The organism is Alkalihalobacillus sp. R86527, assembly GCF_042466185.1.
Classification (GTDB): domain Bacteria; phylum Bacillota; class Bacilli; order Bacillales; family Guptibacillaceae; genus Guptibacillus.
Window position 1 is genome coordinate 2,504,959 of sequence record NZ_JAXHBW010000001.1, and the last position, 23,007, is coordinate 2,527,965.

At 40.0% G+C, this 23,007-nt stretch carries 34 protein-coding genes; 11 read left to right on the forward strand and 23 right to left on the reverse strand.

Features of this window, described 5'->3' with window-relative positions:
• The first annotated feature begins 138 nt into the window (after positions 1-138).
• From SJY16_RS12815 to SJY16_RS12830, 4 genes are all read left to right on the forward strand, one after another.
• Positions 139-336, forward strand: coding sequence for a hypothetical protein (locus SJY16_RS12815; RefSeq protein WP_377889698.1), 198 nt, complete (start codon positions 139-141; stop codon positions 334-336).
• A 113-nt stretch (positions 337-449) separates the two neighbouring features.
• Positions 450-659: a spore coat associated protein CotJA gene (locus tag SJY16_RS12820; RefSeq protein WP_377889700.1), complete on the forward strand. Its 210-nt coding sequence runs from the start codon at positions 450-452 to the stop codon at positions 657-659.
• 2 nt (positions 660-661) lie between these two features.
• The gene (locus SJY16_RS12825; protein WP_377889701.1) at positions 662-928 is read left to right on the forward strand and encodes a spore coat protein CotJB; all 267 of its coding nucleotides are present in this window, start codon (positions 662-664) and stop codon (positions 926-928) included.
• A 20-nt stretch (positions 929-948) separates the two neighbouring features.
• Positions 949-1,518, forward strand: coding sequence for a manganese catalase family protein (locus SJY16_RS12830; protein WP_377889703.1), 570 nt, complete (start codon positions 949-951; stop codon positions 1,516-1,518).
• Positions 1,519-1,938: 420 nt separating this feature from the next.
• On the opposite strand, the gene SJY16_RS12835 is transcribed toward SJY16_RS12830, so the two are convergent.
• From SJY16_RS12835 to SJY16_RS12860, 6 genes are all read right to left on the reverse strand, one after another.
• A complete protein-coding gene (locus SJY16_RS12835; RefSeq protein ID WP_377889704.1) occupies positions 1,939-2,553 on the reverse strand; it encodes a TVP38/TMEM64 family protein in 615 nt (204 codons plus the stop codon).
• Positions 2,554-2,674: 121 nt separating this feature from the next.
• The gene (locus SJY16_RS12840; RefSeq protein WP_377889706.1) at positions 2,675-3,130 is read right to left on the reverse strand and encodes a pyridoxamine 5'-phosphate oxidase family protein; all 456 of its coding nucleotides are present in this window, start codon (positions 3,128-3,130) and stop codon (positions 2,675-2,677) included.
• 229 nt (positions 3,131-3,359) lie between these two features.
• The gene (locus SJY16_RS12845; RefSeq protein ID WP_377889708.1) at positions 3,360-4,730 is read right to left on the reverse strand and encodes a hypothetical protein; all 1,371 of its coding nucleotides are present in this window, start codon (positions 4,728-4,730) and stop codon (positions 3,360-3,362) included.
• An 87-nt stretch (positions 4,731-4,817) separates the two neighbouring features.
• Positions 4,818-5,339, reverse strand: coding sequence for a hypothetical protein (locus SJY16_RS12850; RefSeq protein ID WP_377889710.1), 522 nt, complete (start codon positions 5,337-5,339; stop codon positions 4,818-4,820).
• Positions 5,326-5,508, reverse strand: coding sequence for a hypothetical protein (locus SJY16_RS12855; RefSeq protein WP_377889711.1), 183 nt, complete (start codon positions 5,506-5,508; stop codon positions 5,326-5,328). Before SJY16_RS12855 ends, SJY16_RS12850 begins: the two co-directional genes overlap by 14 nt.
• Before the next feature lie 65 nt (positions 5,509-5,573).
• Positions 5,574-5,792 carry a hypothetical protein gene (locus SJY16_RS12860; protein WP_377889713.1) on the reverse strand — a complete coding sequence of 73 codons (219 nt, stop codon included), beginning with the start codon at positions 5,790-5,792 and terminating at the stop codon, positions 5,574-5,576.
• Between the two features lie 181 nt (positions 5,793-5,973).
• Between SJY16_RS12860 and SJY16_RS12865 the strand changes: the two genes are divergently transcribed.
• The 3 genes from SJY16_RS12865 (at position 5,974) to SJY16_RS12875 (ending at position 8,876) form a co-directional block, all read left to right on the forward strand.
• A complete protein-coding gene (locus SJY16_RS12865; protein ID WP_377889715.1) occupies positions 5,974-6,429 on the forward strand; it encodes a protease complex subunit PrcB family protein in 456 nt (151 codons plus the stop codon).
• Positions 6,430-6,465: 36 nt separating this feature from the next.
• Positions 6,466-7,233, forward strand: a complete 768-nt coding sequence (locus tag SJY16_RS12870) for a DUF3891 family protein (protein ID WP_377889717.1) — start codon at positions 6,466-6,468, stop codon at positions 7,231-7,233.
• A gap of 179 nt (positions 7,234-7,412) precedes the next feature.
• A complete protein-coding gene (locus SJY16_RS12875; RefSeq protein ID WP_377889718.1) occupies positions 7,413-8,876 on the forward strand; it encodes a SulP family inorganic anion transporter in 1,464 nt (487 codons plus the stop codon).
• A 56-nt stretch (positions 8,877-8,932) separates the two neighbouring features.
• Here the strand turns inward: SJY16_RS12875 and SJY16_RS12880 are convergent, their stop codons facing one another.
• From SJY16_RS12880 to SJY16_RS12960, 17 genes are all read right to left on the reverse strand, one after another.
• Positions 8,933-9,073, reverse strand: a complete 141-nt coding sequence (locus SJY16_RS12880) for a hypothetical protein (protein WP_377889720.1) — start codon at positions 9,071-9,073, stop codon at positions 8,933-8,935.
• 116 nt (positions 9,074-9,189) lie between these two features.
• On the reverse strand, positions 9,190-11,052 hold the full coding sequence (locus SJY16_RS12885) for a PAS domain S-box protein (protein WP_377889721.1): 1,863 nt from the start codon (positions 11,050-11,052) through the stop codon (positions 9,190-9,192).
• A 113-nt stretch (positions 11,053-11,165) separates the two neighbouring features.
• On the reverse strand, positions 11,166-11,405 hold the full coding sequence (locus tag SJY16_RS12890) for a hypothetical protein (RefSeq protein ID WP_377889722.1): 240 nt from the start codon (positions 11,403-11,405) through the stop codon (positions 11,166-11,168).
• A 70-nt stretch (positions 11,406-11,475) separates the two neighbouring features.
• Positions 11,476-11,625 (reverse strand): aspartyl-phosphate phosphatase Spo0E family protein, encoded by a 150-nt coding sequence (locus tag SJY16_RS12895; protein WP_377889724.1) that lies wholly within the window; start codon positions 11,623-11,625, stop codon positions 11,476-11,478.
• A 475-nt stretch (positions 11,626-12,100) separates the two neighbouring features.
• On the reverse strand, positions 12,101-12,337 hold the full coding sequence (locus SJY16_RS12900) for an H-type small acid-soluble spore protein (RefSeq protein WP_377889726.1): 237 nt from the start codon (positions 12,335-12,337) through the stop codon (positions 12,101-12,103).
• Positions 12,338-12,340: 3 nt separating this feature from the next.
• Entirely contained in the window at positions 12,341-12,973 is a 633-nt protein-coding gene (locus tag SJY16_RS12905) for an HD domain-containing protein (protein WP_377889728.1), read from the reverse strand.
• A 51-nt stretch (positions 12,974-13,024) separates the two neighbouring features.
• Positions 13,025-13,753 (reverse strand): SurA N-terminal domain-containing protein, encoded by a 729-nt coding sequence (locus SJY16_RS12910; protein ID WP_377889730.1) that lies wholly within the window; start codon positions 13,751-13,753, stop codon positions 13,025-13,027.
• Between the two features lie 137 nt (positions 13,754-13,890).
• Positions 13,891-14,568 carry an amino acid ABC transporter permease gene (locus tag SJY16_RS12915; RefSeq protein WP_377889732.1) on the reverse strand — a complete coding sequence of 226 codons (678 nt, stop codon included), beginning with the start codon at positions 14,566-14,568 and terminating at the stop codon, positions 13,891-13,893.
• A 16-nt stretch (positions 14,569-14,584) separates the two neighbouring features.
• Entirely contained in the window at positions 14,585-15,430 is an 846-nt protein-coding gene (locus SJY16_RS12920; RefSeq protein WP_377889733.1) for a transporter substrate-binding domain-containing protein, read from the reverse strand.
• A gap of 176 nt (positions 15,431-15,606) precedes the next feature.
• Positions 15,607-15,861, reverse strand: a complete 255-nt coding sequence (locus tag SJY16_RS12925) for a hypothetical protein (RefSeq protein ID WP_377889735.1) — start codon at positions 15,859-15,861, stop codon at positions 15,607-15,609.
• Positions 15,862-15,927: 66 nt separating this feature from the next.
• Positions 15,928-17,769: an LTA synthase family protein gene (locus SJY16_RS12930; RefSeq protein ID WP_377889737.1), complete on the reverse strand. Its 1,842-nt coding sequence runs from the start codon at positions 17,767-17,769 to the stop codon at positions 15,928-15,930.
• Positions 17,770-17,902: 133 nt separating this feature from the next.
• The gene (locus SJY16_RS12935) at positions 17,903-18,175 is read right to left on the reverse strand and encodes a hypothetical protein (RefSeq protein ID WP_377889739.1); all 273 of its coding nucleotides are present in this window, start codon (positions 18,173-18,175) and stop codon (positions 17,903-17,905) included.
• A 122-nt stretch (positions 18,176-18,297) separates the two neighbouring features.
• On the reverse strand, positions 18,298-19,077 hold the full coding sequence (gene fdhD, locus SJY16_RS12940) for a formate dehydrogenase accessory sulfurtransferase FdhD (RefSeq protein ID WP_377889741.1): 780 nt from the start codon (positions 19,075-19,077) through the stop codon (positions 18,298-18,300).
• 4 nt (positions 19,078-19,081) lie between these two features.
• Entirely contained in the window at positions 19,082-20,101 is a 1,020-nt protein-coding gene (moaA, locus tag SJY16_RS12945; protein ID WP_377889743.1) for a GTP 3',8-cyclase MoaA, read from the reverse strand.
• 131 nt (positions 20,102-20,232) lie between these two features.
• A complete protein-coding gene (locus tag SJY16_RS12950) occupies positions 20,233-20,715 on the reverse strand; it encodes a ribonuclease H-like YkuK family protein (protein ID WP_377889744.1) in 483 nt (160 codons plus the stop codon).
• An 89-nt stretch (positions 20,716-20,804) separates the two neighbouring features.
• Positions 20,805-21,011 carry a DUF2188 domain-containing protein gene (locus SJY16_RS12955; protein ID WP_377889745.1) on the reverse strand — a complete coding sequence of 69 codons (207 nt, stop codon included), beginning with the start codon at positions 21,009-21,011 and terminating at the stop codon, positions 20,805-20,807.
• Between the two features lie 46 nt (positions 21,012-21,057).
• Positions 21,058-21,309, reverse strand: coding sequence for a hypothetical protein (locus tag SJY16_RS12960; protein WP_377889746.1), 252 nt, complete (start codon positions 21,307-21,309; stop codon positions 21,058-21,060).
• A gap of 201 nt (positions 21,310-21,510) precedes the next feature.
• On the opposite strand from SJY16_RS12960, the gene SJY16_RS12965 reads away from it, so the two are divergent.
• The 4 genes from SJY16_RS12965 (at position 21,511) to SJY16_RS12980 (ending at position 22,977) form a co-directional block, all read left to right on the forward strand.
• Positions 21,511-21,732 carry a spore germination protein gene (locus SJY16_RS12965; RefSeq protein WP_377889747.1) on the forward strand — a complete coding sequence of 74 codons (222 nt, stop codon included), beginning with the start codon at positions 21,511-21,513 and terminating at the stop codon, positions 21,730-21,732.
• A 71-nt stretch (positions 21,733-21,803) separates the two neighbouring features.
• Positions 21,804-22,418, forward strand: coding sequence for a spore germination protein GerPC (gene gerPC, locus SJY16_RS12970; RefSeq protein WP_377889748.1), 615 nt, complete (start codon positions 21,804-21,806; stop codon positions 22,416-22,418).
• A complete protein-coding gene (locus SJY16_RS12975) occupies positions 22,415-22,591 on the forward strand; it encodes a spore gernimation protein GerPD (RefSeq protein WP_377889749.1) in 177 nt (58 codons plus the stop codon). Before gerPC ends, SJY16_RS12975 begins: the two co-directional genes overlap by 4 nt.
• Positions 22,588-22,977, forward strand: coding sequence for a spore germination protein GerPE (locus tag SJY16_RS12980; protein WP_377889750.1), 390 nt, complete (start codon positions 22,588-22,590; stop codon positions 22,975-22,977). The genes SJY16_RS12975 and SJY16_RS12980 overlap by 4 nt, the downstream gene beginning before the upstream one ends.
• Positions 22,978-23,007: the final 30 nt, after the last annotated feature.

A 23,007-nucleotide genomic window follows, 5' to 3' on the forward strand; every position in this document is an offset into this window, starting at 1 on the left:
TGGGCAATTTGATAGGCACCATAAGAAGATATGTTCGCATCAAACACTACCAAATGTTGAGTGATTCTCCAATAGGTTTTAGGCAACACTGTAAGGGTATAGTGTACTAAGCACAACTTTTGAAAAGGAGTTTTTGACATGGAAAACAAAGAAATGGATACATTCAAATGGGAACTAAACAGAATTACGAGAGATATGACTGAATTTGTGCATAGCTATGAAAAGCTTGATGAATCACAGAAAACAAGTGTTCACAGCAACTACCCTTTCGAATTAGATCTTCATGAACTGAAAAACGCGTTAGCGAAATGGAACAACACCGTGAACAAAATGTAAAACCACCAAGCACCTCCCACTAGGGGGTGCTTTTTTTCATGTCCGAAACATCTTTTTAAAGGAAAAAACATACATCTAGTAAAGGTGACGATTCGAAAATGAGGAGGGGAACAATGTACACCAATAGGAAATATTACGAGCCTTATGTGAGCCCCTTTGACCCGTGTAAGCCAATTCGAGTGAAGTCTTATTCCACACCTCCCAATCTTTATTTAGGTTTTCAACCGCCTGGACTTGAACAGTTCTCTCCAAGAGAAGCACTCAGAGCGGGAACGCTCTGGAAAGTGTTCTATGATCCTTATGAAAAGAACAAGGAGGGATAATCGTGTCGCACAAACAGCTACCAAAGGAGTATTACGAATTACTCGAAGAGCTTCAGGCAACTGATTTTGTGCTATTAGAACTCACTTTGTACCTCGACACTCACCCGAACGACATCGATGCGATTAAACAGTTTAATGAATTTGCGAAAATGAGGAAGAAACTAAAAAAGAAATATGAAACCGAATATGGCCCACTCCTTCAGTATGGAAACAGTTACAGCAGCTATCCATGGAATTGGAACGATACACCGTGGCCCTGGCAAGTTTAATAGTGAAAGGATGAGTGCATTTGTGGGTTTATGAAAAGAAACTTCAATATCCTGTAAAAGTAAGCACATGTAACCCCATGCTTGCGAAATTTCTAATCGAGCAATATGGAGGAGCAGATGGAGAACTCGCCGCTGCCCTTCGATACTTAAACCAGCGGTACACGATTCCAGATAAAGTCGTCGGATTACTAACCGATATCGGCACAGAGGAATTTGCCCATCTTGAAATGATTGCAACAATGATCTATAAACTAACAAAAGATGCAACCCCAGACCAAATGAAAGCAGCTGGCCTTGGCGCGCACTACGCAAACCACGACAGAGCACTTTTCTACCAGAACGCAGCAGGCGTTCCATGGACAGCGAGCTACATCGCCGCAAAAGGCGACCCAATCGCAGACCTATACGAAGACATCGCCGCCGAAGAAAAAGCACGAGCCACCTACCAATGGATCATCGACCTCTCAGACGACCCAGACCTAAACGACTCCCTCGCCTTTCTTAGAGAACGAGAAATCGTCCACTCGCAGAGATTTAGAGAAGCCGTGGAGATACTGAAGGAAGAAAGGGATAAGAAGAAGTTTTATTGATTGGAAAAGCGGAGACGAGCGGTTAGAAACGGAGCTATTGGAACTCTTGAAATTGAACACGTTCTTTGTGTTCAGTTGAAAGAGTGAAATAGCGCAGTTTCTGCGAGTCGGAGCTGGAGGCTTTTTATAGCAATTTGCCGATAAAACAACCATTTCCGCTGATATATTGAAAAAAGCGCTGATATCGTACACTTTTTCGCTGATATATCAAAAATATCGCTGATATCGCTCCGTTTTTCGCCGATATCATAATTTGAGAACAACAGTTATCAGCTAAATCAAGGTTTTATTGTCCGAAACAGAGTTTTATTAGCCAAAATCAATTTTTATTGTCTAACTAAAATAATTCTAAACACGCCCCACTCCATCCACCGCCCAAAAGCCGAGCACTACAAAAGCCATGCCGACTGCCGGCATGGCTTATCTTGATTGATCTTCAACTCTAGTTTTCCTTGGTCGCTGATTCAATTTGAGTTCGATGATTTTTCCTGCTCCCCATAGCAAACCGATGGCAACAACGATCAATACCAACTGAAGCGGTTGATGGATCAGTGAAAAGACATCATGTCCAATGAATGAAACGATGGCAATCATAACCATTTTTCCAAGAAGAACAGCTAGTACAAAGTTTCTGATACTCATATTGGATAAACCCGCGACCACGTTTATAAGAGCGGATGGTGTAAATGGAAAGCACAATAATAGGAACACCATACCAAACCCGTGCCGCTCAATCCAACGCAAGGTTTTATCTATTTTTTTATGCCTTGAAATCAATCCCATGAAGCGCTGCCTAGCAAGTTTTCTTACTACTATAAAAACAAGCAATGCACCAAGAGATGCGCCTAACCACGAAAGCAATGAGCCAAACCAAAATCCATAGGCTGCGGCATTGCCAGCAACGAATAGGAATAATGGCAGTATCGGCAATACAGCTTCCAACATCGGTAGCAGGATGCCAGGCAAAGGCCCAAGTGCTGCATACTGGTTAAGCCATTCTTTTATAGTCTCTTCGTTTAGAGAATCAATTATCATTCCCCACTCCATATGGGAATCAACCTCGTTTCATGATGCGAGTGTCATGGTATGTGACAGCACGGATTACTTTTCTTAATCTTTATTAAAGCATAAAACAACTATGATAGAAAGTTGGAAGCTAGTTCATCAAGGCTTGATACACTTCCTCATCCAACGCTTTCGCTTTATCTTTGTTGTAAGTCTTTTCAAACTGTGGGTCAGCCGTAATCTTAGCTCCCCAAAACATGGACTCTAAGACTTGCTCAACTTCCACGTTTATTTTCGCTAGCTTTAAAGAAACACCATTCATGGCTTCTTCTAGAATAGAGACTTTCCCTTGTATAGAGTACACCGTTTCTAATCCGATGATTGCTAATACAACTCCATCATTTCCCTTCAAATTCTCAACCGTTCTCGAATTACTTGTAACAGAAAAACGAATGTTCTTCGAATCAAAAGCTTTTACCCATGAAATTGCCGATACATTTGGCATCCCTGTTTCGTGATCGATCGTTGAAAGCATGACGAGCTTTTCACCATCTAGAAAAGTCATTAGGTCATCGGTTAATTCAGTTACCTTCTCGTTCTTTGCCATTCGCCTCATCCTTTCACTCTCATATCTCTACTCTCTCCTAAAAGATTACCATGAATACCCTGCAATGGAAACGCTCTATAACAGTGAAGAACATGTTTTAGACCAAAAAAATTACCGTACTCATCGAGTACGGTAAAAAGGGGGAAAATCAATGTAAAACATCATTACTTAGGGGGTTTGATAATAACTATACCCGGTATGACAGTTCCGAAACCTAAAGTTTATTATTTTATTTATTTTTTTTCACCTTTGTAAGAGATGCACTAATTTCCCCTTCTGCAGGAATAATATTAGGAAGGTTCGACAGCTTCACCTGTGCTGGCGCTAAAGAAGTTACATGTCCCATATCAAGATTAATGAAAAAGCCGTTACCAGATTCTTCGATGTCGTAAATAAGAACATCATCACCATGACGATCCTCAACTGATAGAGAACTAAAGTCTTCTCGATATGGATGCTGATCTCTTTCATTTTCATTCATCAATCGAAACGTTCGAAGTTCTTCTTGATGAACAGGATATTCGCCAACAAGTTCGAGAGAAAGTGCATGGGATGCGCCTCTCTCTCTTGTACCAATCGAATAAGAAATCCCTCCATAATTTCCTACTTCCATGGACCCACCGCTTTTTAACTTTTTTAACTCTTCCGGATTAATTGTTGTTGAAACAGAACCGTTTTTATCATTAATAATGCCGGTAATTCTATAGTTAATCTCATCCTCGTATTCAATAAAAGGTTGAAGCATAATCGTATAATGGTCCTCTTCCTTATTTACCTTATATCGATTTTGAAAAGAGTGTTCACCGAACTGCTGAGTGATAAGAATATGTGAAAGATCCACTAGATCCGTTTTAAAATGCAGCTCATTCCCATGAAAATTCGCAGTGAATTTCGTAAACTGAATCGTACCTTGCCCAACCTGGACCTTTGTATCTAAATCAGCTTCAGCGAAAGGACTTTCCTTGTAACCATTGCTTAGATTCAACCTTATATCATCTAAAGGAACTTTCTTTCCTTTTTCTGTGACAACTAGTTTTTGAAGAGTAACGTATTCACTGCTATTCAACCGCGGCATATCATTTGGACTTAACGATCCAAGATCTTCAGGGGCTAAGATTGCAACTTGATAGACACGATGATCAATAACCATTGGCTTTTGAGAATTCGGGAAGTGCATCTCTTGATGGTTTACATGTTTCGATTGTTTCCCTCCATCTCCATCATCATAACTGATGAGTCCGACGGTAAGGGAGGGAAGATCGTATGGCATGTCATTTTCCTTTAACGGGAAGGAGTAGGCGATATATATGCCCCCGTAAGCAAGCTCCATCGCTTCATGGATCTTAAGCTCTCGATCCAATTTAAGGATTGGTATGGTCTTATTGTATGTATTGATTGCATCGAGCTCTTCCGCCAACTTAACTTGTGGGAATAGTTGATTCATTTTTTTATCTAGTTCAGCAGAGGATTCAATCACGTTGAATACCTTTGAATCCACTTCAAAATCAGCTTCTCTATTTTGTAAGTAATTGAATATTACAAAGAATAATACGAATGTAACCAATATTCCGATAATTTTATATGCATTTAACCGCTTCATCCCTTTCCCCCTTGCTTCTATTTCCTATAGTTTAACATAATAAGAATGTGAAATTTCTCATAAAAAAACAGCAGAAAATCTGCTGTTTTAAGGTTGAACTTCAACTGGGATGCGAAATAGAAAACGCTCTTTTTCGCCTTCATATTCGATTGGAACATTGACTTCGATTTGATAGACACCAGGATCAAGCTCTTCTGTTAATTCCGATTCCCCTTCAATCACATCTTTAGGGGAGACTTCTTCTTCAACAGTGGGGGCATCAGATTGAAATGGAACAACTACTTCATCCGATTCATGTTTTGTAATCTGATAATCCAGCATCTCATCTTTAATAACTTTGATCGCACTATTTTCATCACCGCTGTATCGCAACTTTGCAGTCAAAGATACGCGATTATCATCCGTAAGCTGACTAGTAAGTAATCCACCGACAGGAATCTTTGGTTGCGTTTCTGATCGTGAGACAACATCCTTTTGAGTCTCACTCAGAACGTACTCACTCGTGTTCATTTTGCCGTCACTCATCAAGACGTTTGCTGCTCCTACAATAACGAATACGATGAAGAAAACAATAATAAATTTTGATCCATTAAACTTAATACGTTTCATGATGACATCCTTCCATACCTGAACTCAATGCCACTAGTATAGCATTTTCTCCATCTTGTTGGACGAGTAATCCAACAAACTTTCTAAACAGTTTGTTACACTGGAAAAAATAACACTTTGAAAGGATGTCACCTATGTTATCTACAATAATGAACATATTTGTTGCCATTGGTTTGTTTTTCTTTGTCCTCTTCGGTATTTATTTAGTTGATACCTTTCGTCGCAAGAAATAATTTAAGCTTCTGGACCTGCCTTATACAATACCGATGGTGCTGGGTCTACGACCGATGCATCATATTCAGTTTGGAGCTTCGATGAAGGGATTTCTTTCATCACCCTTACAAGCTCTTCTTCATCGGGACTATATCCCTTCATTGCTAAATACTCCATGATTTCGTGTGTAGAAACTGGTTCTTCAATGTTTTTTAGATACATAAGAATTTCCTTTTCCATGTCTAATCCCCTTCCTTGTCATAATCTTTATCTGCATATAGTCATTACCCTGTCATACTAGAATGTAACCCCTTAACTGGGGAAACCCTTTCCATTTCATCAAATTTTCGCTAAACTTAAACTTACTACGCACATGGTTTTCATACGATCGGTGTTTATGTGCAAGGAGGGGGAAAAATCTGTGCGACACATTATCCTTTTACTTACTATTGTGATCGCTTTAGTTATCTCTGGCTGCCAGAATAAAGAGAATTCTTCACAGCAACCAGAAACTAACGGGGGTGAAAAGGTGTCTCAGGACGTTGAATTCGAAACCGTTCAAATGAACAATGCACCAGAGGATATACAAACAACCATTCAACAAAAGTGGTTAGAAAAATCCACATTCGCTGTTCCATCAAATGAACACCTCTATATTATTATTACGAGAGGTGAAATGCCTACCGGCGGTTATTCGATTACGATCGATAACATTTCAAAAGAAGGCAATTCATTACTAGTTTCGTACTATACAACTGATCCTAATAAGGATGAGATTGTGACACAAGCGATTACAAAGCCATTTACGATTGCTAAGATCGACCACACGAATGCGCGAATCAATTTTCAGGAAATCAAGAAAAGCTCCCTACAATGATTGGGAGCTTTCTATACTTATTGAAAGGGTGAGTAGATGATTGTATATGAACAGAATGATTCTTACGTTATGATCAGACAGCATGAACATGCTCTCCTATCAGGTCAGCTCGCAAGTAAACTTGACCGGGACTACTGGCCGGACCTTTCTTATCAACATGATGTACTTTATGCAATACACCATCATGATCGCGGGTGGAAATCTCTTGATGAAGTCCCGATTTGGAATGATGGGGACCAAATCCCATTTTCCTTCATGGATTATCCCCTTCCAATCAAACTTGATTATTACATAAAAGGAATTGAAGAGGTTCTTAAGTATAGCCCATATGCAGCATACCTATGCAGCAAGCATTACCAGTCTTTCTTCAGAAACGCTACTTCTAAAAAAGGGGTTAGCTTTTACAATAATGAAAACAAGCGTCAAAAGGCACTGTTACACGATGTTAAGATCCAGGATGACCTTTTCACCTTTCACTATCATCTACTTCAGTTTTTCGATGACCTCTCATTATATGTTTGTTTCCAAGAACCCGGTATCGACAAATCCAAAGAATTATCATGGTTCCGACATGGCTTCTCCCAGCCTTTTTATTTCCTTCCAAAAGACGAACGCATCGTTGCCAGGTGGGAAGATGAAAATACGATTGCCTTATCCCACCCACTGATATCAACAGACGCGCACTTTTCAGTTCAATTGAAACGCGTACCGAAACACTTAATAGGACTAAAAGGAATTGCTGCTGCTTATCAAGCTACTTCTTCAGAACAACGCTCATTTAAAATTTTACCCCCAAAAAGTTGAAATCTAATGAATAACAGAGATAATCAAAGAAAATAAAAGCATAAAAACCATGAGTTCGCTTTCACGCCGTTATTGGCGACTCGTCACATTCCTCTTTCCTGCGTATAATTCACTTTGTTTTGTCCGGTCTACCTTTCCGGGGAGGAAAGGAATACGTAGAAAAAAAGGAAGTGTATTATTTGTCAATTCAACAATTAAAAAGTGATTGGTTCGGAAACGTCCGCGGAGACGTTATGGCAGGTCTAGTCGTAGCACTAGCGCTTATCCCAGAGGCCATTGCTTTCTCTATAATGGCAGGAGTCGATCCTATGGTAGGATTGTACGCCTCATTCTCAATCGCCGTCGTTATTTCATTTACTGGTGGAAGACCAGGTATGATTTCAGCAGCAACAGGTGCGATGGCTGTGCTGATGGTAACTCTTGTCGCGGATCACGGTCTGCAGTATTTATTTGCTGCAACGATATTAACTGGTATTTTGCAGTTTGCTATGGGTGTATTGAAAGTCGGTAAATTCATGAAATTCATTCCTCGTTCGGTTATGGTAGGTTTCGTGAATGCTCTGGCTATTCTTATCTTTAGCTCACAGCTACCACATTTCGTCGGAGAATCTTGGCCAATGTATCTTATGGTTGCTGGAGCACTTGCGATTATTTATCTTTTACCTAGGTTCACAAAGGTTGTCCCTTCCCCACTTATAGCGATTGCCGTTATTACTGTGATCGCCATCATGACAGGAAGTGGTGTTCGAACTGTTGGAGATATGGGCGAGCTTACTCAAGCACTCCCAGCTTTCTTTATTCCATCCATTCCATTTAACCTAGAAACACTAATGATTGTTTTCCCATATTCATTAGCACTTGCGCTCGTTGGACTTCTTGAGTCGTTCCTTACAGCATCAATCGTTGATGATATGACTGATACAGATAGTAATAAGAACCGTGAAGCAAAAGGTCAAGGTATCGCGAATATCGTAACTGGTTTCTTTGGCGGTATGGCTGGTTGTGCTATGATTGGACAATCTGTCATCAACGTTAAGTCTGGTGGGAAAGGACGACTTTCAGCTCTTGTAGCAGGGTCATTCTTAATGTTCTTGATTCTTGTAATGGGAGATATCGTTAGTCAAATCCCACTAGCTGCACTTGTTGGCGTTATGATCATGGTATCAATCGGAACGTTCGACTGGTCTTCACTAACCAACTTACACCGTCTACCTAAGACAGACGCTGCAGTTATGATCGTGACGGTATTAACCGTATTGTTAACTCATAACCTTGCGAACGGTGTACTAGCTGGTATCGTATTGAGTGCGATTTTCTTCGCTGCAAAAATCTCAAAGATCCATGTGAACAGTACGCTCGATGATGCGAATAGCCGTAGAATTTATGAAGTATCTGGTCAAATTTTCTTCGCATCTGTTACAGATCTAATCAAAGCTTTTGATTATAAAGAAAAGATCGATCGAGTTGAAATATCATTATCTGATGCTCACCTCTGGGATGATTCTGCAGTAGGAGCGATCGATAAGATTCACGCAAAATTTGTTCAAAATGGTATTTCTGTTAAGTTCGTCGGCTTGAATGAAGCAAGTACAACATTGATGAACAAACTCTCTGATAGCAATTCAAACAAAATGGCATCTTAAACGAAATAAAGGCATTTCCTCTTTTGGAGGAAGTGCCTTTTTATTATAGAATGCGATCATAAGATAAAAGTTAGTCCATACACCACGACAGCAAGTGTCGCTAATGAATAATTAAAAAGGCGATTGTTTTCTTTCCAATTCGTTTCAGCGTTGAATTCTTCAAAGGCAAGGAGTCGGTACTTCGTCTCGCTTCTCAACCTCAACACATCCTTTTTATTTAACTATTCTGATAATATCTTTCTTATATTGTAAGCGCTTACTATTCCTTTGTAAAGACATTATGAATTAAAAATAAAGCGTCCCAAAGGACGCTTTATTTATGTAGATCTAATGGAAGCTTAATCGAAACGATCGTACCTAAACCTTCCTCACTCTCAAATGTGATCTCACCTTGATGATTTTGAATGATTCTTCTGCTTATCATCAGCCCAAGCCCATTCCCCTTCTTCTTTGTTGTATAGAATGGCTCACCTAGGTGAGCTAATTGATGATCGGGTATACCGGTTCCATTATCTTTCACTTCTATCAGGATGTCTGTTGAATCCATGTAAACGGACACGACGATTTCTCCACCATCTGGCATCGCTTCAATCGCGTTCTTTAGAACGTTGATCAAGACTTGTTTGATTTGATTTTCACTACATGTAATCGCAGGCACTGTCTTTATGAGTCGCGTAAAGATCTGCACATTATTTAATATTGCCTGCGTTTCAATTAAGGTAAGGACATTCTCGATGACATCAAGAATGTTCGCCTTTTCATAAGTAACAGCTTGAGGTCTGGCTAAGACCATAAATTCGTTAACGATCATGTTGATCCGGTCGAGTTCAGACATCATGATCTTTATAAATTCCTGATCACTTTCATTTGAAAGTCTTGATTTCAGTATTTGTGTGAAACCCTTCAATGATGTTAGTGGATTCCTGATCTCATGGGCGACACCAGCCGCAAGCTCTCCTATGACAGATAGCTTGTCAGACGTACTTAAAAACTCTTCTGTTTGTTTACGATTCGTAATGTCTTTCCTAATATATACATACTGATAAGGTTCTCCCTCATCATCAAGAAATGGAACAATCGTGGTATCCACCCAGAAAACGTCACCATTTTTCTTCTTATTGTTAATTTCACCTTTCCATACTTCACCGTTGCTTATTTTGCTTCTCATCTCATTGAAAAAGGATTGCGGGTGATAGCCTGAGTCCAGGATCATATGTTCTTCACCAATCAATTCCTTTTCCGTATAGCCAGACGTTTGGCAAAACTTATCATTGACTGCGGTGATCTTCCCTCTTTTATCTGCGATTGATACAAGCGCACTTTCATCAAGCGCATACTTCATATCCTCTAGCTGTTTGAGCGTTTGTTTCAATTCACGCTCTGCTTCTTTTTTCTCAGTAATATCTCTTGTGACAACAACGAGCGTCCGCTCATTGCCTGGGCCAGTCGGAATAAGCGTCGCTCGATCTTCAAGACAAAGCCATGTGCCATTTGCATGTTTTCTACGAAATTCAACGACAGCAGGCGAAGGATCAAGTGGGTCACTTTTTAGTAAATCACCTACGCTTCTCTTATCGCCTGGATAGATATCTAGCTCGATCGACCGACCTAAATAATAGTGAGGTGAATGACCAAGAATCGTTTCATGTGATGGTGAGGCATAGATCACAGAATCTTTTTCAACGTTAACCAGGCTAATTAATTCCGAGGTATGTTCAGCAATCAGCCTGTACTTCTCCTGGCTTTCCCTTAATGCCACCGCTGCTTCTCTTTCTGATGTAATATCTCTCACAATACTAAAAGCACCACTGATGTTATCGTTAATGTAGATAGGGATGGTGATGATTTCTACATCCACTCTAATCCTAGCTACATGTAAGAGAGTCGTTTGAAGCCGGGTAATTTGCCCCGCTTGTGTTTTGCGAAATTCTTCTTGTACTTTCTTCCGATCCCCATGTATGATAAATTCCGTATAATGTTTGTTTATCACACTATCTCGATTTTGCTGTACAAACTGTTCGCCAAACCCATTCATATTCGTGACTAATCCATTTCGGTTGAGGGAAAACATCATGCCAGGATAATGGGTGAAGAGAGACAGATACTTTTCGTATTCTCTATGTAATTCATGGAGTTGATGTTTTTCTATGAGAATATTTTCTGACTGTTTGACCATTATTTCCTCCCCAGTGCATGGTAAAATCGTATTATGATAAACTTTTCTACATGCTCTGGTTTTTATCCTGCTTAAAATTAGTAAAAAAAACCAACAAAAAAAGCCGTGTCTCGTTAACGGCTTTTACACTGGTTAAGTGGATCAACCTCATCTTTCCACATCTCTTCATTTCGAAGAGCGTATAACGTCCAGTCATCGTTCCCATTATAATTTGTATCATTGCATTCACGAAACTGAACGATCGATTGAAATATGTTCCCTTCAATCGATTCTATCAATTGGTTACGTTTCGGATGGTCCTGTATCCAGTCAAACAACTCTTTATTTAGAATTGCTTTAAGATCAATCTTCATAATGATTTCCTCCTCTTTTAACCCACACAGGAAGAAAAATAGTCGATCTCTAATTTCTCTAACCCGCTAGTTACGTAGTCCGGCGATGCATAAGTGCATTTAACAACCGGTCCAATTCCTGGCTGCAGCGAATCGTTTTCTCAGAAGCAAACCCGTATCGTCCTGCTATATCAAACATTTCTTTTCGTTTCTTTTCAATGATTGCCTCAAACTCATACATTCTGCATTCCTCCTCACTCGAACACATAACCATTATGCCCAATACTGAGAGGAATCAAAACGCATTCGACTAAACTTCTAATTTCTTTGCATATGCTGCTTTAATTAGACAAGCTTCGCCGCAACTATTTATCACAATTGTTAGTAGAAAGTCTTCTATATTACTTATTTGTCTTATTCCCCAATAATCTGGAATTAATGCGTTTACTAGGAAAGAAGTTTATATTAAGTAGCAAACACATCGTTTTTACTAATATGGCTACCTAAAATCGTGCTTTTCCATAGAAAAAGAGAGAGCCACCGGTTCTCTCTTTTCAAAAGGCTTATTTCGTCAACATTGCTGCTAGTAAGTACGGGTGTTTTCACTCCAGGATACACGCTTCCGCTCTAGTCTGCTAAGTGTGGTTCTTTATGCAAAAATCCTTTCAAAAAAACTATCTTATAGAATAGACCATTCCAGAAAATAATTGTTCAGACTACTGCTCAAATAGCTGATAAAGCGAAACGTCATGTTCGTGATCTGGGCGATCTGTTTCATGAATTCTCGCTGTTTCTTTTTGCTCATTTACGCTCGTTAACCAAACTGGGACTCCATTATGAAGGACTTGAATGTCATTTTTTGAAGATAAGATTTGTTTTGCTCTCATAGCATCCACACGAAACATCCTCTCGTCTTTTGTTTCAGTTTGTACGAGTGAAAGGCGTTTATTCACATCTTATTTCTTTCCTACCCACTCATCATGAAATTGTTCAAGAAAAGACTCCATAAAGGCATGCCTCTCTTCTGCAAGCTCTTTTCCTTTTTCCGTGTTCATCAAGTCCTTTAGCTTTAATAGCTTCTCATAGAAATGATTGATCGCGGTGGAACGCCCTTTTCTATAGCTCGATGCTGACAACTTATCTCTAGGGGGAAGGTCCGGGTCATACATCATGTCACCCTTTGACCCTGCGTAAACGAACGTTCGAGCAATACCTATTGCTCCGATTGCATCTAATCGATCAGCATCTTGAACGACTTTTGCTTCAAGAGATTCCACAGGAGACATCGTTCCACCTTTGAACGAAATAGTCGAGATAATCTCGATAATCTGTTTTCTCTCACCTTCCTCTACTTGATTAAGAAGCTGTTCAACTTCCTTAAAACCTTCTTCCGGATCAACGAGCTTATCATCGACGAGATCATGAACAAGCGCAGCAGCTTCACAAACGAATAAGTTTGCGTTTTCTACTTTTGCAATGGTTTTTGCATGCTTTGCTACGCGGGCAATATGTGACCAATCATGACCGCTGCCTTCGTTTTCTAGCTTTTGTTGAACATACCGACGAATATCTTGAATTATTTTTTCCATGTATTAGCACCCCTATTTATTTCATGAAAAAAGGTCAGCTTGTTTGCTGACCTAGATCATTTCTTCTATTTCTGCTTTTTCATTTAGCTCATTTCTAAGTTCTTGAACCTTTTTCTGTAGCTTTGTTTCTTCGAGGTAACTTTTGATGCGATCTTTCATTTCATCATAAGAAGGTGGGTTGTCCGCATCTTTTGTAAATTGCTCATCATAAAATGCTTTCATTTCCTCTTCTGTCACTTCTGGTGTTTCGACGTTCTCTTCAACGTATTTATCAACGACAACGATATTAGCGAGTTGACGTTCGTATTGTTCAAGAGTGATGCCTTGTGCTTTCAACGCTTCTTGTAGCTGTTCTTCACTTTCGAATTGTGATTTCACTTGACTAAGCTCAGCTTCAACTTCTTTATCTGAAGCTGTAAAGCCTTCTTCCTTAGCTTTCTGCAAAAGAAGCTCTTGACCGATCAAGTTATCCATCACTTCTTGTTTGATTGTTTCAGCTGTCTCATTCTTAGAAGGATCTTTACCTTCCATCGTATAACGAAGCTGTGTTTGTACTAACATCGTGTTATAATCTTTCCCTCTGATTTCTTCTCCGTTAACAGTTGCTACGACACTATCCGCTTCAACTTTCATAGCTTCAAGTTCTTTCTGAGTATCTTCCATAGAAACGGTATCATTCGTCGTATCTTTTTCTTGCTTGTTTTCATCACCTTCATTGTTGGAACAAGCAGCCAGCAAAAGCGCCGCTAGCAGGACTAGCAAACTTAATTGTTTTTTCATGCTGTGAACGTTCTCCCTTCAAATTGAACTCCTATGTAAATCCTATCACAAAACCTATCACATTTACGATATAGATAAGATAATTATGGAAATTTTTCGATACTTTTCTCTAAAAAAAATCCCCGCAAAGCAGGGATCTAATTTACATAATAGTAGCGCTTCTCGAGTAGTTCCTGTAAGAATGACACGCCTACGCATACACCCCAATAGATGAAGGCTACTAAAATATAGAGAGTCATAAAATCAAATTCTCGCCCACCAACAATTTGAGCATGATGGAGAAGTTCTGGCACTGTAATTACAGCCGCTAGCGAAGAAGCCTTGATTAAATCTAACATCACATTTGATAGTGGCGGAATAGCAATCCGCGTGGCTTGGGGCAAGACCACCTCTCTCATCGTCTGCCAATAAGACATACCAAGAGCAGTTGACGCTTCCCATTGACCTTTTTCGATCGAAGACAGAGCCGATCGCTGAATTTCTGCGATATACGCAGAGCTGTTTAAACTAAATCCGATCAGTGCTGCTGTTATCGCTGAAAACTCGATTCCAGCCATAGGAAGACCGAAGTATAGGATGTAGAGAAACACTAGTATCGGCGTCCCTCTCATGAACGAAATATATAACCGTGCCGGCCACCTTAAAGCCTTAACTTTGGACATACGACCAAGAGCTAGAAACAGCCCTAGAAACAGACCGAAAAGCATCCCAACTACGGCGATTAACATCGTTAATCCTAAGCCTTCGAGCACGTAAGGAAACGATCTTATCGCAAGATCTGCATCAAATAGGTTTTCAGGTTGAAAATCACCCATTTGTTACATCACCCTTCTATTTTTCAAAATCGATATCAGGCTCTACAGAAACATCTGCACCGTTGAAGAACTCTGCAGAGATTTCTTTCAGTGTGCCATCTTCCTTCATCTCTTTAACCGTTTCGTTAACTTTTTTCTCAAGCTCGCCGTTTCCTTTATTCATCACGATTGCTTGATTGTTTGGTAAATACTCGATATCTGGGTGAATCGTAATGTTCAATTCAGGAAACGCTGCAAGCGCAAGCGTCTGAAGATAATAATCATTTAGAATAATATCCGTACGTCCAGTCGCAACATCTCGTAAGTATTGCTCATTCGTTGCATTGGGATAAATCTTTTCTTCAGCACCATTCTCTCGAGCAATTTCCATATAGACAGTTGTAGATGCTCCTGCAGCAATCTTCCCTTCAAGATCATCTAATGACTCGATTCCTGATAAGTCATCTTTACGAACGATCGCTGTTCCGTAAGAATATTTAACAGGCTCAGAAAAAGTGAACTTCTCTTGGCGCTTTTCTGTATCCGTAATGTCGTTCGCTGCAAGATCTACTTGACCTGATTTAAGGCTTGTTAGCATAGCGTCGAAGCCCATTTCTTTGAATTCAACTTCAAGGTCAAGACGTTTTGCTAGTTCCTTCACCACTTCTACTTCATACCCAGTAATTTCATCTGATCCTTCTTTATAATAAGAGGTCGGGTATAGTGTGCCTGAAGTTGCAACAACCAGCTTGCCCTCTTCTTTGATTTCATCCCACTTCGAAGTGGTTTCTTCACTTTGTTCATCATTCGAACAAGCGCTTATCGCGAACACGAGAAGTCCTACAATTAACATAGGCGCAAATCGTTTTATGTACTTAAACATAATAATAATCCCCCTTTACTGTACTAAACAGTTAAAAATATATCATTGTTTTACGACAAAATGCAACAAGCAGGACTATTTTCTCGAACATACTAAGTATTCATATTCTTCAAAAATAAATATAGAGCACCCCCGATATTTGGAAGTGCTCTATCGTTTTTTCTATTGTTCTAGAATTAATGATTCGGCATCTGCTCATCGATTTTCTCATGAAGATAAGCAGTTGCATCATCCAGGTGTTTGATCGCTTCTTCAGGAAAGCGATCGATTTCTTTCGCTCTTTTCACGTGCCCATAAAGCACTAAGTCTTGTGAATTCATAATGATTTCAAGGACTTCACTACCGATTTCATCTTTTCTCTCATCCATATGAATCGCCGTTTTGTATTCACGGATAACTTCAGTCAATATTTGCAATCGTTGAATATCCATACACTCAAACTCCTTATTCATAGTCCTCTTAAAGGGTACCATGATTGTTACTCTTTTAACATCATCTTACTTCATAAATCTAAGGAGATCGCCATAGATCACGCGATCTGAGTAGTCCAGCTCATCTTGAACATGATCAAAATGACGTGCACATTTGTTTCGCTTTGTTTTCTCGGCTGTTTCTTTGTTGTAACATGTATTCTTCGTGTAAACGTACTCCTCTGTCACGAAGCTTCCATCTCTTAGAATTACAAGGTTCTTGCGATCTGGTGCTAGTAAGCTCCTACCGAAATTCAAGCTCTTTTGTTCATTCACTCCCAGAAGTTCTAGAATGGTCGGTTTCAAGTCAATCTGACCTCCGACAGTGTTGAACACCTTGCCTTCCTCACCTGGAACATGGATGAGCAAAGGAACTTTTTGGAGTTGAACGTGTTCAACTGGCCCGATCTCTTTGCCAAGGTATTCTCCGATCGCCTCATTATACGTTTCTGATAAACCGTAGTGGTCCCCATATAACACGAAGATCGAATCTTCATATAATCCCTCTGCTTTCAAGTCTTCAAAGAATTTCTTAATCGATTCATCTTCATATCGTACCGTTGCGAAATAACGATTCACCACTCCTTTACTTGTATCTGGTAAAGAGATGAGCGTATCTTCCTCTTCTAATAAATATGGAAAATGGTTCGTGAGCGTAAGAAATTTTGCAGAATAAGGCTCTTTTAGTTCTTTTAAATAAGGGATGGATTGCTCAAAGAAAGGGATATCTTTCAACCCATAATTGATCGAGTTATCATCCGTTACATCAAAGTCTTTCTTGGAAAAATACCGATCATATCCAAGCGTTTCATACATTTCTTCACGGTTCCAAAACTGACGATCATTGCCGTGAAAAGATGTTGTTAAATAACCTTCACCCTTCAATGCTAACGGAAGGGAGAGGAATTTATTCTCCGGTTTCCTAACGAAAACCGATCCACCAGCAAGTGGATATAAACTATTATCGATCATGAATTCTGCATCAGACGTTTTTCCTTGTGCTGTCTGGTGATAGAAATTAGGGAAATAAAAGCTCTCATCTTTCAAATTGTTCAAGAAGGGCATAACTTCTTTACCTTCGACTTTTTCGTCCATCATGAAAGCCTGTGTCGATTCAAGCGAAATGATAATTAAGTTCTTATCTTCAGCAACGCCGAAGTAAGGAGACTCATCAACGCTGTTCTTATCAACAAATTTCTGAATCTCTGATATATCAGTATCATCCGCAAATAAGCTGTTCAAGGACGTGATCGATTGGAATGCCACGTCGTACACATGATATGTATAAGCTCCGAGGGACTTAACAAAAAGCTCACGATCATACGATTTTTCAAATAATAAAGGATGCAAAATAAATGCAAGAGCTGCTGTGACAAGAAACATTCCCGTCGCAAAGAGTGCTGTTTTTTTCTTTAGCTTGCTTGCTAATGAGACAGACTTTAAGTTCCATCTTCTAATTAGCCAAAAGAGGACAAGTGAATCTAATACAAGTAGAGGGTCATACCAATTGATCAATTCAACTGTACTCTGACTTAATCCACCAACATTACCGAACTGAAAAAGCACGGGCACCGTAATGAAGTCTATGTAAAAACGGTAGTAAAGCACATTCGCATATAAGATAACAGATAACAAAAAATAAACCGCTAGCATTAGGCCCGGCTTTGAGTATTTCTTAAAAAGACCTATCCCCAGCAGTAAACTAATCGCTCCTATCGAATTGATGAGCAATAAAAACTCTTCTCCCGCACCTCTCATCGTTAATGAAAATTCAAATCGATACACCAAATACGTTTTTACAAACAGCAACGCTACTAGCACAAAATAGAATCGCCAGACATGATCGCTTTTTCTTTTGTCTATTTCCATCTTCTCCAACCCCTTACGTCTCCCTGAATCGTTCTATCTTATACGTTAATACCACTAAATGAGGGAGACCAAACGGCAACCCTTGTTTCTACTTTACTAGTTAAACGAACGAGCATCCTATAAAGTTTCGTTTTCAGTAAGAAAAAACAAGTGCGATCACACCAAGTGCGATGAGAAAGAGACCTGTTAACACACAAAAAAGTGTGACCACCCACCATGGAATGGAATCGAGTGCTTTTGTTTCAAGCAAAAAAAACATACTCTCTTTACGATTTGAGTTCTTTGAAGCTCGCGAATGATTGGCAGTATCTGATTTTTTTATTTCAAGCTTGTGGAACAAAACCCTTGGACTCGCAACAATCAATAACCCAAACGCCCAAAGTAGCATAGCAATCGCCCAACTCATTACAAATCCGCCCTTTCTTACTGTGTATGTACAGTAGTATGAGCTGATAAGTGAGAGAACATGCGAATGGGTTCTATCTTGGAAATAAAAAAGCTAAGAGACATCTGCCTCTTAGCTTCACTTTACGAATGAATTCGATCTGTTCGCGTATATACATTAAATCCACCGCGCCTAATAAATCCTACCGTTGTAATTTCTAGATCTTCAGCTAAGCTTAACGCCAGGTCAGTCGGTGCAGATTTCGATAAAAGAACGCCGATCCCCATCTTTGATAATTTCAGCACAACTTCTGAAGAAATTCGGCCGCTGAACGCAACCGCTAACTCAGAAGGTGGCAGGGTATTCTGTAGAATATAACCGTATAACTTATCCAGTGCATTATGACGGCCGATATCTGTTCGGATCGCTACCATCTCACCATTGCTGAAAAGCGCCGCATTATGAACGCCACCGGTCGAATGAAAAGTCGTTGATTCATGTTGTAACGTACTCATATACTCAATACAATCTTCAGCTGTCAAGGTCGGAGCGTTCATAATGGTTCGGGCTGTCCTAGAATCGCTTTCTAAATAAAAATGCCTACTTTTCCCGCAGCATGAGCTGATCTTCCGCTTCGTATACGTGTCAGTTTCTAGGGAGACGTTTGTTTCAGCTGTGACGTTAACGATTCCCTGCCCCTCATTGAACATCATTTCTTTAATTGCTTTATGAGAGCGAACCACTCCTTCTGACGCAAGAAAGCCAATCACTAATTCCTCGAGGTCTTGAGGGGTACAGACGACTGTTGCGAACTCGACGCCATTCACTCTGATCGTAAGAGGTTTTTCAAGAGCGATCGTATCTTCTTTCTCATGAAACGTTCCATCATGATAGCTAACGATCTTTCTTTTACTACTGTTCATCTCGTCACCCACCTATGAAGGACATTTCAATCTTCTCTCGATTTGCGACCTTCTCAGCGGTCCTCTCATCAGAATAGCGATCATCGCGTTTCCCCCATATAGAAGCGAGCAAATCCTCCATCTCCTGATCTGTAGCGCCATTGCGAAGTGGGTTCCGTAAGCTTTGTCCCTTTGATGAGAACAAACATGTATAAAGAGCACCGTCTGCTGACAACCTTGCACGCGTGCAGTTCGAACAGAAAGAATCACTTACAGAAGAGATGACTCCAATTTCGCCAGCTCCATCACTGTATGAAAAGCGGTTAGCAACTTCGCCATAATAGGCAGCTTCAACTTCTTCCAATGGATATCTCTCTGATATATGATCAACGATTTCTTTTTTACTAACAACGTGGTCAAATTTCCAGCCGTTCGAATTTCCCACGTCCATGTATTCAATAAACCTTACAATATGATCACTGTGCCTAAAGTACTCTGCCATCGGTAGAATCTCGTGATCATTCACACCTTTTTGCACGACCATATTTATTTTCACCTGTAGCCCTGCATCTTTAGCCGCTTGAATACCTTCGAGAACAGGCTTGATTTTCGTGCCTCTTCCATTCATTTTCCCGAACGTGTCATCGTGGATTGCATCCAGACTTACATTGACTCGATCTAAGCCAGCTTCTTTTAATTTCATAGCATGCTTCTTTAAAAGGGAAGCATTGGTTGTGAGGGCAATATCGTTAAGCCCATCAATACTAGCAAGCATGTGTATAAGCACATCTAGATCTTTCCTCAGGAGTGGCTCTCCTCCTGTAAGCCTTATTTTCTCGACTCCCATTCCAACAAACAACTTGGCAAGCCTTGTAATTTCTTCGAAACGTAGAAGACTTGCTTTCGGAAGGAATTCATAATCCGGTCCAAATGTTTCTTCTGGCATACAATATCGACACCGAAAATTACAGCGATCCGTCACTGAAATACGCAAGTCTCGTAACGGACGCTGGAAGTAATCATAGACTCTTGGCTCATGTGACATTAACCTCACTCCTTTCACTAAGTAGTAGTAAGGCTAATGTTAAAGGGTACGAGCACATTTTTCCAGTCATAACCGTTACATTCATTTTAGTTAAGTTTGTCCAAAGAAAAAAACTGACCCGCCTGGCCAGTTTAACTTATTGACTTTGTATACTTATCCGCAACACTACTTGCGCCATAAGAATATGGTTTGATACGTGCGATGTATCCTACAGCTGTCACCCAACCCACAACTTCCTGGATAATTTTACGCGTTTCACCTTGCTTTCCAACATCAAGGTGTATCTCGATCGGCCATTTCTTTAATAGTTGCGCGATTCCCTCGTCTTTCAGCGATTCCATAAGCTCAAGACTCATTTCGGTTTCTTTATAAATGCGATGCCTCAATTCGTGAATCGGCTTATGTTTCTCTCTTCGATAAAAAATCCTCGCACCCTTTCCTACACGATGAATGATCAACGCAGTCACAAATTGTGTAGTTTTACTTGTTGTTTGAGAGTCTGTACCAATTACGATGCGATACGTCGCTTTTGGATCTTCTTTCGTATATTTCTCGATTAATCCAGTAACTTGTTCGACCGTCACTCTTCCAGCTGTGGGACTAATAAAATCCATCACAGTTCCCTTCTTTCATCTAAAAGTAGTAGTTAGTACTACTATATTTATTCAAAAGCTGAAAAATATGTACGCCCGAACGAAATTTACTAGTCATTATAGAGACTTTTATCTTCTATTTCACCGTCTAACTTATGCACGATAAGCTCTGAAGGTCTATTAGAATCACAAACTTCCCTTCCATACTGATAGGCATCCTCTTTCTTTCTGAAGGTTTTAGTAGCTTGCTCCGCTCCCTCTCGTTTCACTTGCCAGTTCTCATCATTATGACTTTGAACACGATAAATAGTCTTCATGGATGAGCCTCCTTTTTGAAGTGTTAATACCACTTGCTTTGCTTTTCTAAACGCTTTGCTTTCGCTTCGAGAATAGGAGGACCTCGGCAGGTGCCTTGTTTATTTTGACTGTGATCGTTTTATATCCTTCCTTTTCTTTCACTCTGAACGTCTTACTGGTAATAGGTCGTTTAGCAGACCATTGTATGGATGAAGGATTTTGCCAGGTATCGTGTGTAATGAGCTCCTGTTTATAATAATAATGATTTCCACTTTGATAGTGTTCGCATATGTAGCGCACCGTTTGTTTTGTATGCATCCTCTTCACTCCTACTTCATAGATACAACGAACCGCAGCGGCGATCCACTGCGGTTCATTCAACCTTATTTCAGTATAATTCTGTCCATTTTCCAAGGCATTATTCAGAATTCGGTACGATATCGAAACGCACTTGTCTGAACATCAGCCCGTTTTATCGCATACAGTAACAAGAGACGTTTATAAAAAGGATGTGAAATAATGCCGGCATTAGTTGGAGCAATCAAAGTAAACAGCATCGGTAGTAGCGGAGTATTTCATGTCGGTGACGTGTTTATTGTATCTCCTATCAGTACGGCGAAAACCTTTGCTGGTGCAGGTTCATTTAATACAGGTAATGGACTCAACGTGAGCAGTTCCTATAGTGTAACCAACGTTAACGATTCAGATGTTGCAGACCAAAACGTAGTAGCAAATATCTAAAAGCGGGCTAACACCTATTATAAATTTCAGCATAGACTGAAAGTAAGATTGCCACACGGGAGTGATTGTCTATGTATCCAAACGATAACTTATATGCGATATTACAACGGATGCAAGAAACGATTGCTCAACAAGACAATCGAATAACCAAGCTTGAAAAGAAGATAAAGCGGCTTGAATTAAAAATGCAAGAACAAGCGCAATCACCTAAAACAAACATTGAAAAAGTTGAATATAAATTTGATCAGCTAAAAATAGAAAGATTAGATGGCACTCTAAACATAGGACTCACTCCAGGGGCGGGCGGAGAAATGTTAGAAGACTTTTCTGTTAACGGACAGCCGCAATCGCCTAACAATTCACCAGCTGCTTCACCTGAATCAATTCAAGCGATACAAGAGCACGTCCAATCTTACATGCAGAGAGATGCGCTACCACAACTTATGGAATTAGAAAAACAATATAACTATCCTCTTGACGATCCGTATCGTCATTTTATATTAAACGATATACAAAAACAGCTCGATCAACGAATCAATCATTATTTGAGTGAACCTAGTACCCGTTCACCTTCAGCAACCAATGAAGAGGTTACCGAAGAAATCGTAGGAAAAATCAAACGGGACGTCGTAAAGGGGATGGAAGCTTTCATTAAAAACTTACCAAAGGGGATGGAACCACAGTGAAGTACACCGTCATAAATAGAGGTCTATCAGTTGGTCAACTTTCAATCATGGCCGTAGCTAGCTCTTCCGTTGTTCTAATCGGGGATACCCAGAATATCGCATGTTCTTCAATTTATGATACACCACCTGAGTCTCTTATTGTCACAAGACCATTTGTGCCGATCACAACATGATTCCATCTAGAGCTTCGCTCGTTAACTGGATTCGAGTCGCTTCAATCGACCTTGCTGGATCCGTGCAAATCGGGGACAGTAATCAGGTCACACCTGAAGCGCGCGTCTATGCCGTTCAAAGGGAATTACCGATTTTCAATAATAACGAAGCAAAGGATTTATCCAAATTCCCTATCTATTCTCAAGAAATACCGCTTCCAGTGATTACAGAATGTGTTCAGCAAGTGACCATTCAAGAAAACCCCGTTATCAAAGTAGGCGGTATAGATATCATCGGAGTCGCTGCTTCCTCTGTCCTTCACGTTGGTTCAACACAAACCATACGGAGTGAAGCTAGGATTAAAAATATTCGCGAGTTCTTCTCTGATCCTAACCAGGATAATTAGAACATATCCCTAAATAAGACATAGTATACG

Bases quoted from the DNA above. Each gene is read 5' to 3' on its own strand.
- SJY16_RS12905 (WP_377889728.1), bottom strand. From the start codon at position 12,973: ATGGAAAAAATAATTCAAGATATTCGTCGGTATGTTCAACAAAAGCTA.
- SJY16_RS12845 (WP_377889708.1), bottom strand. From the start codon at position 4,730: ATGAAGCGGTTAAATGCATATAAAATTATCGGAATATTGGTTACATTC.
- gerPC (WP_377889748.1), top strand. From the start codon at position 21,804: ATGTATCCAAACGATAACTTATATGCGATATTACAACGGATGCAAGAA.
- SJY16_RS12925 (WP_377889735.1), bottom strand. From the start codon at position 15,861: ATGGATATTCAACGATTGCAAATATTGACTGAAGTTATCCGTGAATAC.
- SJY16_RS12950 (WP_377889744.1), bottom strand. From the start codon at position 20,715: ATGGATTTTATTAGTCCCACAGCTGGAAGAGTGACGGTCGAACAAGTT.
- SJY16_RS12860 (WP_377889713.1), bottom strand. From the start codon at position 5,792: ATGGAAAAGGAAATTCTTATGTATCTAAAAAACATTGAAGAACCAGTT.
- SJY16_RS12890 (WP_377889722.1), bottom strand. From the start codon at position 11,405: ATGAAGATTGATCTTAAAGCAATTCTAAATAAAGAGTTGTTTGACTGG.
- SJY16_RS12885 (WP_377889721.1), bottom strand. From the start codon at position 11,052: ATGGTCAAACAGTCAGAAAATATTCTCATAGAAAAACATCAACTCCAT.
- SJY16_RS12835 (WP_377889704.1), bottom strand. From the start codon at position 2,553: ATGATAATTGATTCTCTAAACGAAGAGACTATAAAAGAATGGCTTAAC.
- SJY16_RS12870 (WP_377889717.1), top strand. From the start codon at position 6,466: ATGATTGTATATGAACAGAATGATTCTTACGTTATGATCAGACAGCAT.
- SJY16_RS12955 (WP_377889745.1), bottom strand. From the start codon at position 21,011: ATGAAGACTATTTATCGTGTTCAAAGTCATAATGATGAGAACTGGCAA.
- SJY16_RS12910 (WP_377889730.1), bottom strand. From the start codon at position 13,753: ATGAAAAAACAATTAAGTTTGCTAGTCCTGCTAGCGGCGCTTTTGCTG.
- SJY16_RS12965 (WP_377889747.1), top strand. From the start codon at position 21,511: ATGCCGGCATTAGTTGGAGCAATCAAAGTAAACAGCATCGGTAGTAGC.
- SJY16_RS12915 (WP_377889732.1), bottom strand. From the start codon at position 14,568: ATGGGTGATTTTCAACCTGAAAACCTATTTGATGCAGATCTTGCGATA.
- SJY16_RS12815 (WP_377889698.1), top strand. From the start codon at position 139: ATGGAAAACAAAGAAATGGATACATTCAAATGGGAACTAAACAGAATT.
- SJY16_RS12820 (WP_377889700.1), top strand. From the start codon at position 450: ATGTACACCAATAGGAAATATTACGAGCCTTATGTGAGCCCCTTTGAC.
- SJY16_RS12935 (WP_377889739.1), bottom strand. From the start codon at position 18,175: ATGAGTTGGGCGATTGCTATGCTACTTTGGGCGTTTGGGTTATTGATT.
- SJY16_RS12980 (WP_377889750.1), top strand. From the start codon at position 22,588: ATGATTCCATCTAGAGCTTCGCTCGTTAACTGGATTCGAGTCGCTTCA.
- SJY16_RS12930 (WP_377889737.1), bottom strand. From the start codon at position 17,769: ATGGAAATAGACAAAAGAAAAAGCGATCATGTCTGGCGATTCTATTTT.
- fdhD (WP_377889741.1), bottom strand. From the start codon at position 19,077: ATGAACAGTAGTAAAAGAAAGATCGTTAGCTATCATGATGGAACGTTT.
- SJY16_RS12920 (WP_377889733.1), bottom strand. From the start codon at position 15,430: ATGTTTAAGTACATAAAACGATTTGCGCCTATGTTAATTGTAGGACTT.
- moaA (WP_377889743.1), bottom strand. From the start codon at position 20,101: ATGTCACATGAGCCAAGAGTCTATGATTACTTCCAGCGTCCGTTACGA.
- SJY16_RS12850 (WP_377889710.1), bottom strand. From the start codon at position 5,339: ATGAAACGTATTAAGTTTAATGGATCAAAATTTATTATTGTTTTCTTC.
- SJY16_RS12840 (WP_377889706.1), bottom strand. From the start codon at position 3,130: ATGGCAAAGAACGAGAAGGTAACTGAATTAACCGATGACCTAATGACT.
- SJY16_RS12855 (WP_377889711.1), bottom strand. From the start codon at position 5,508: ATGGCAACAAATATGTTCATTATTGTAGATAACATAGGTGACATCCTT.
- SJY16_RS12895 (WP_377889724.1), bottom strand. From the start codon at position 11,625: ATGTATGAGTTTGAGGCAATCATTGAAAAGAAACGAAAAGAAATGTTT.
- SJY16_RS12960 (WP_377889746.1), bottom strand. From the start codon at position 21,309: ATGCATACAAAACAAACGGTGCGCTACATATGCGAACACTATCAAAGT.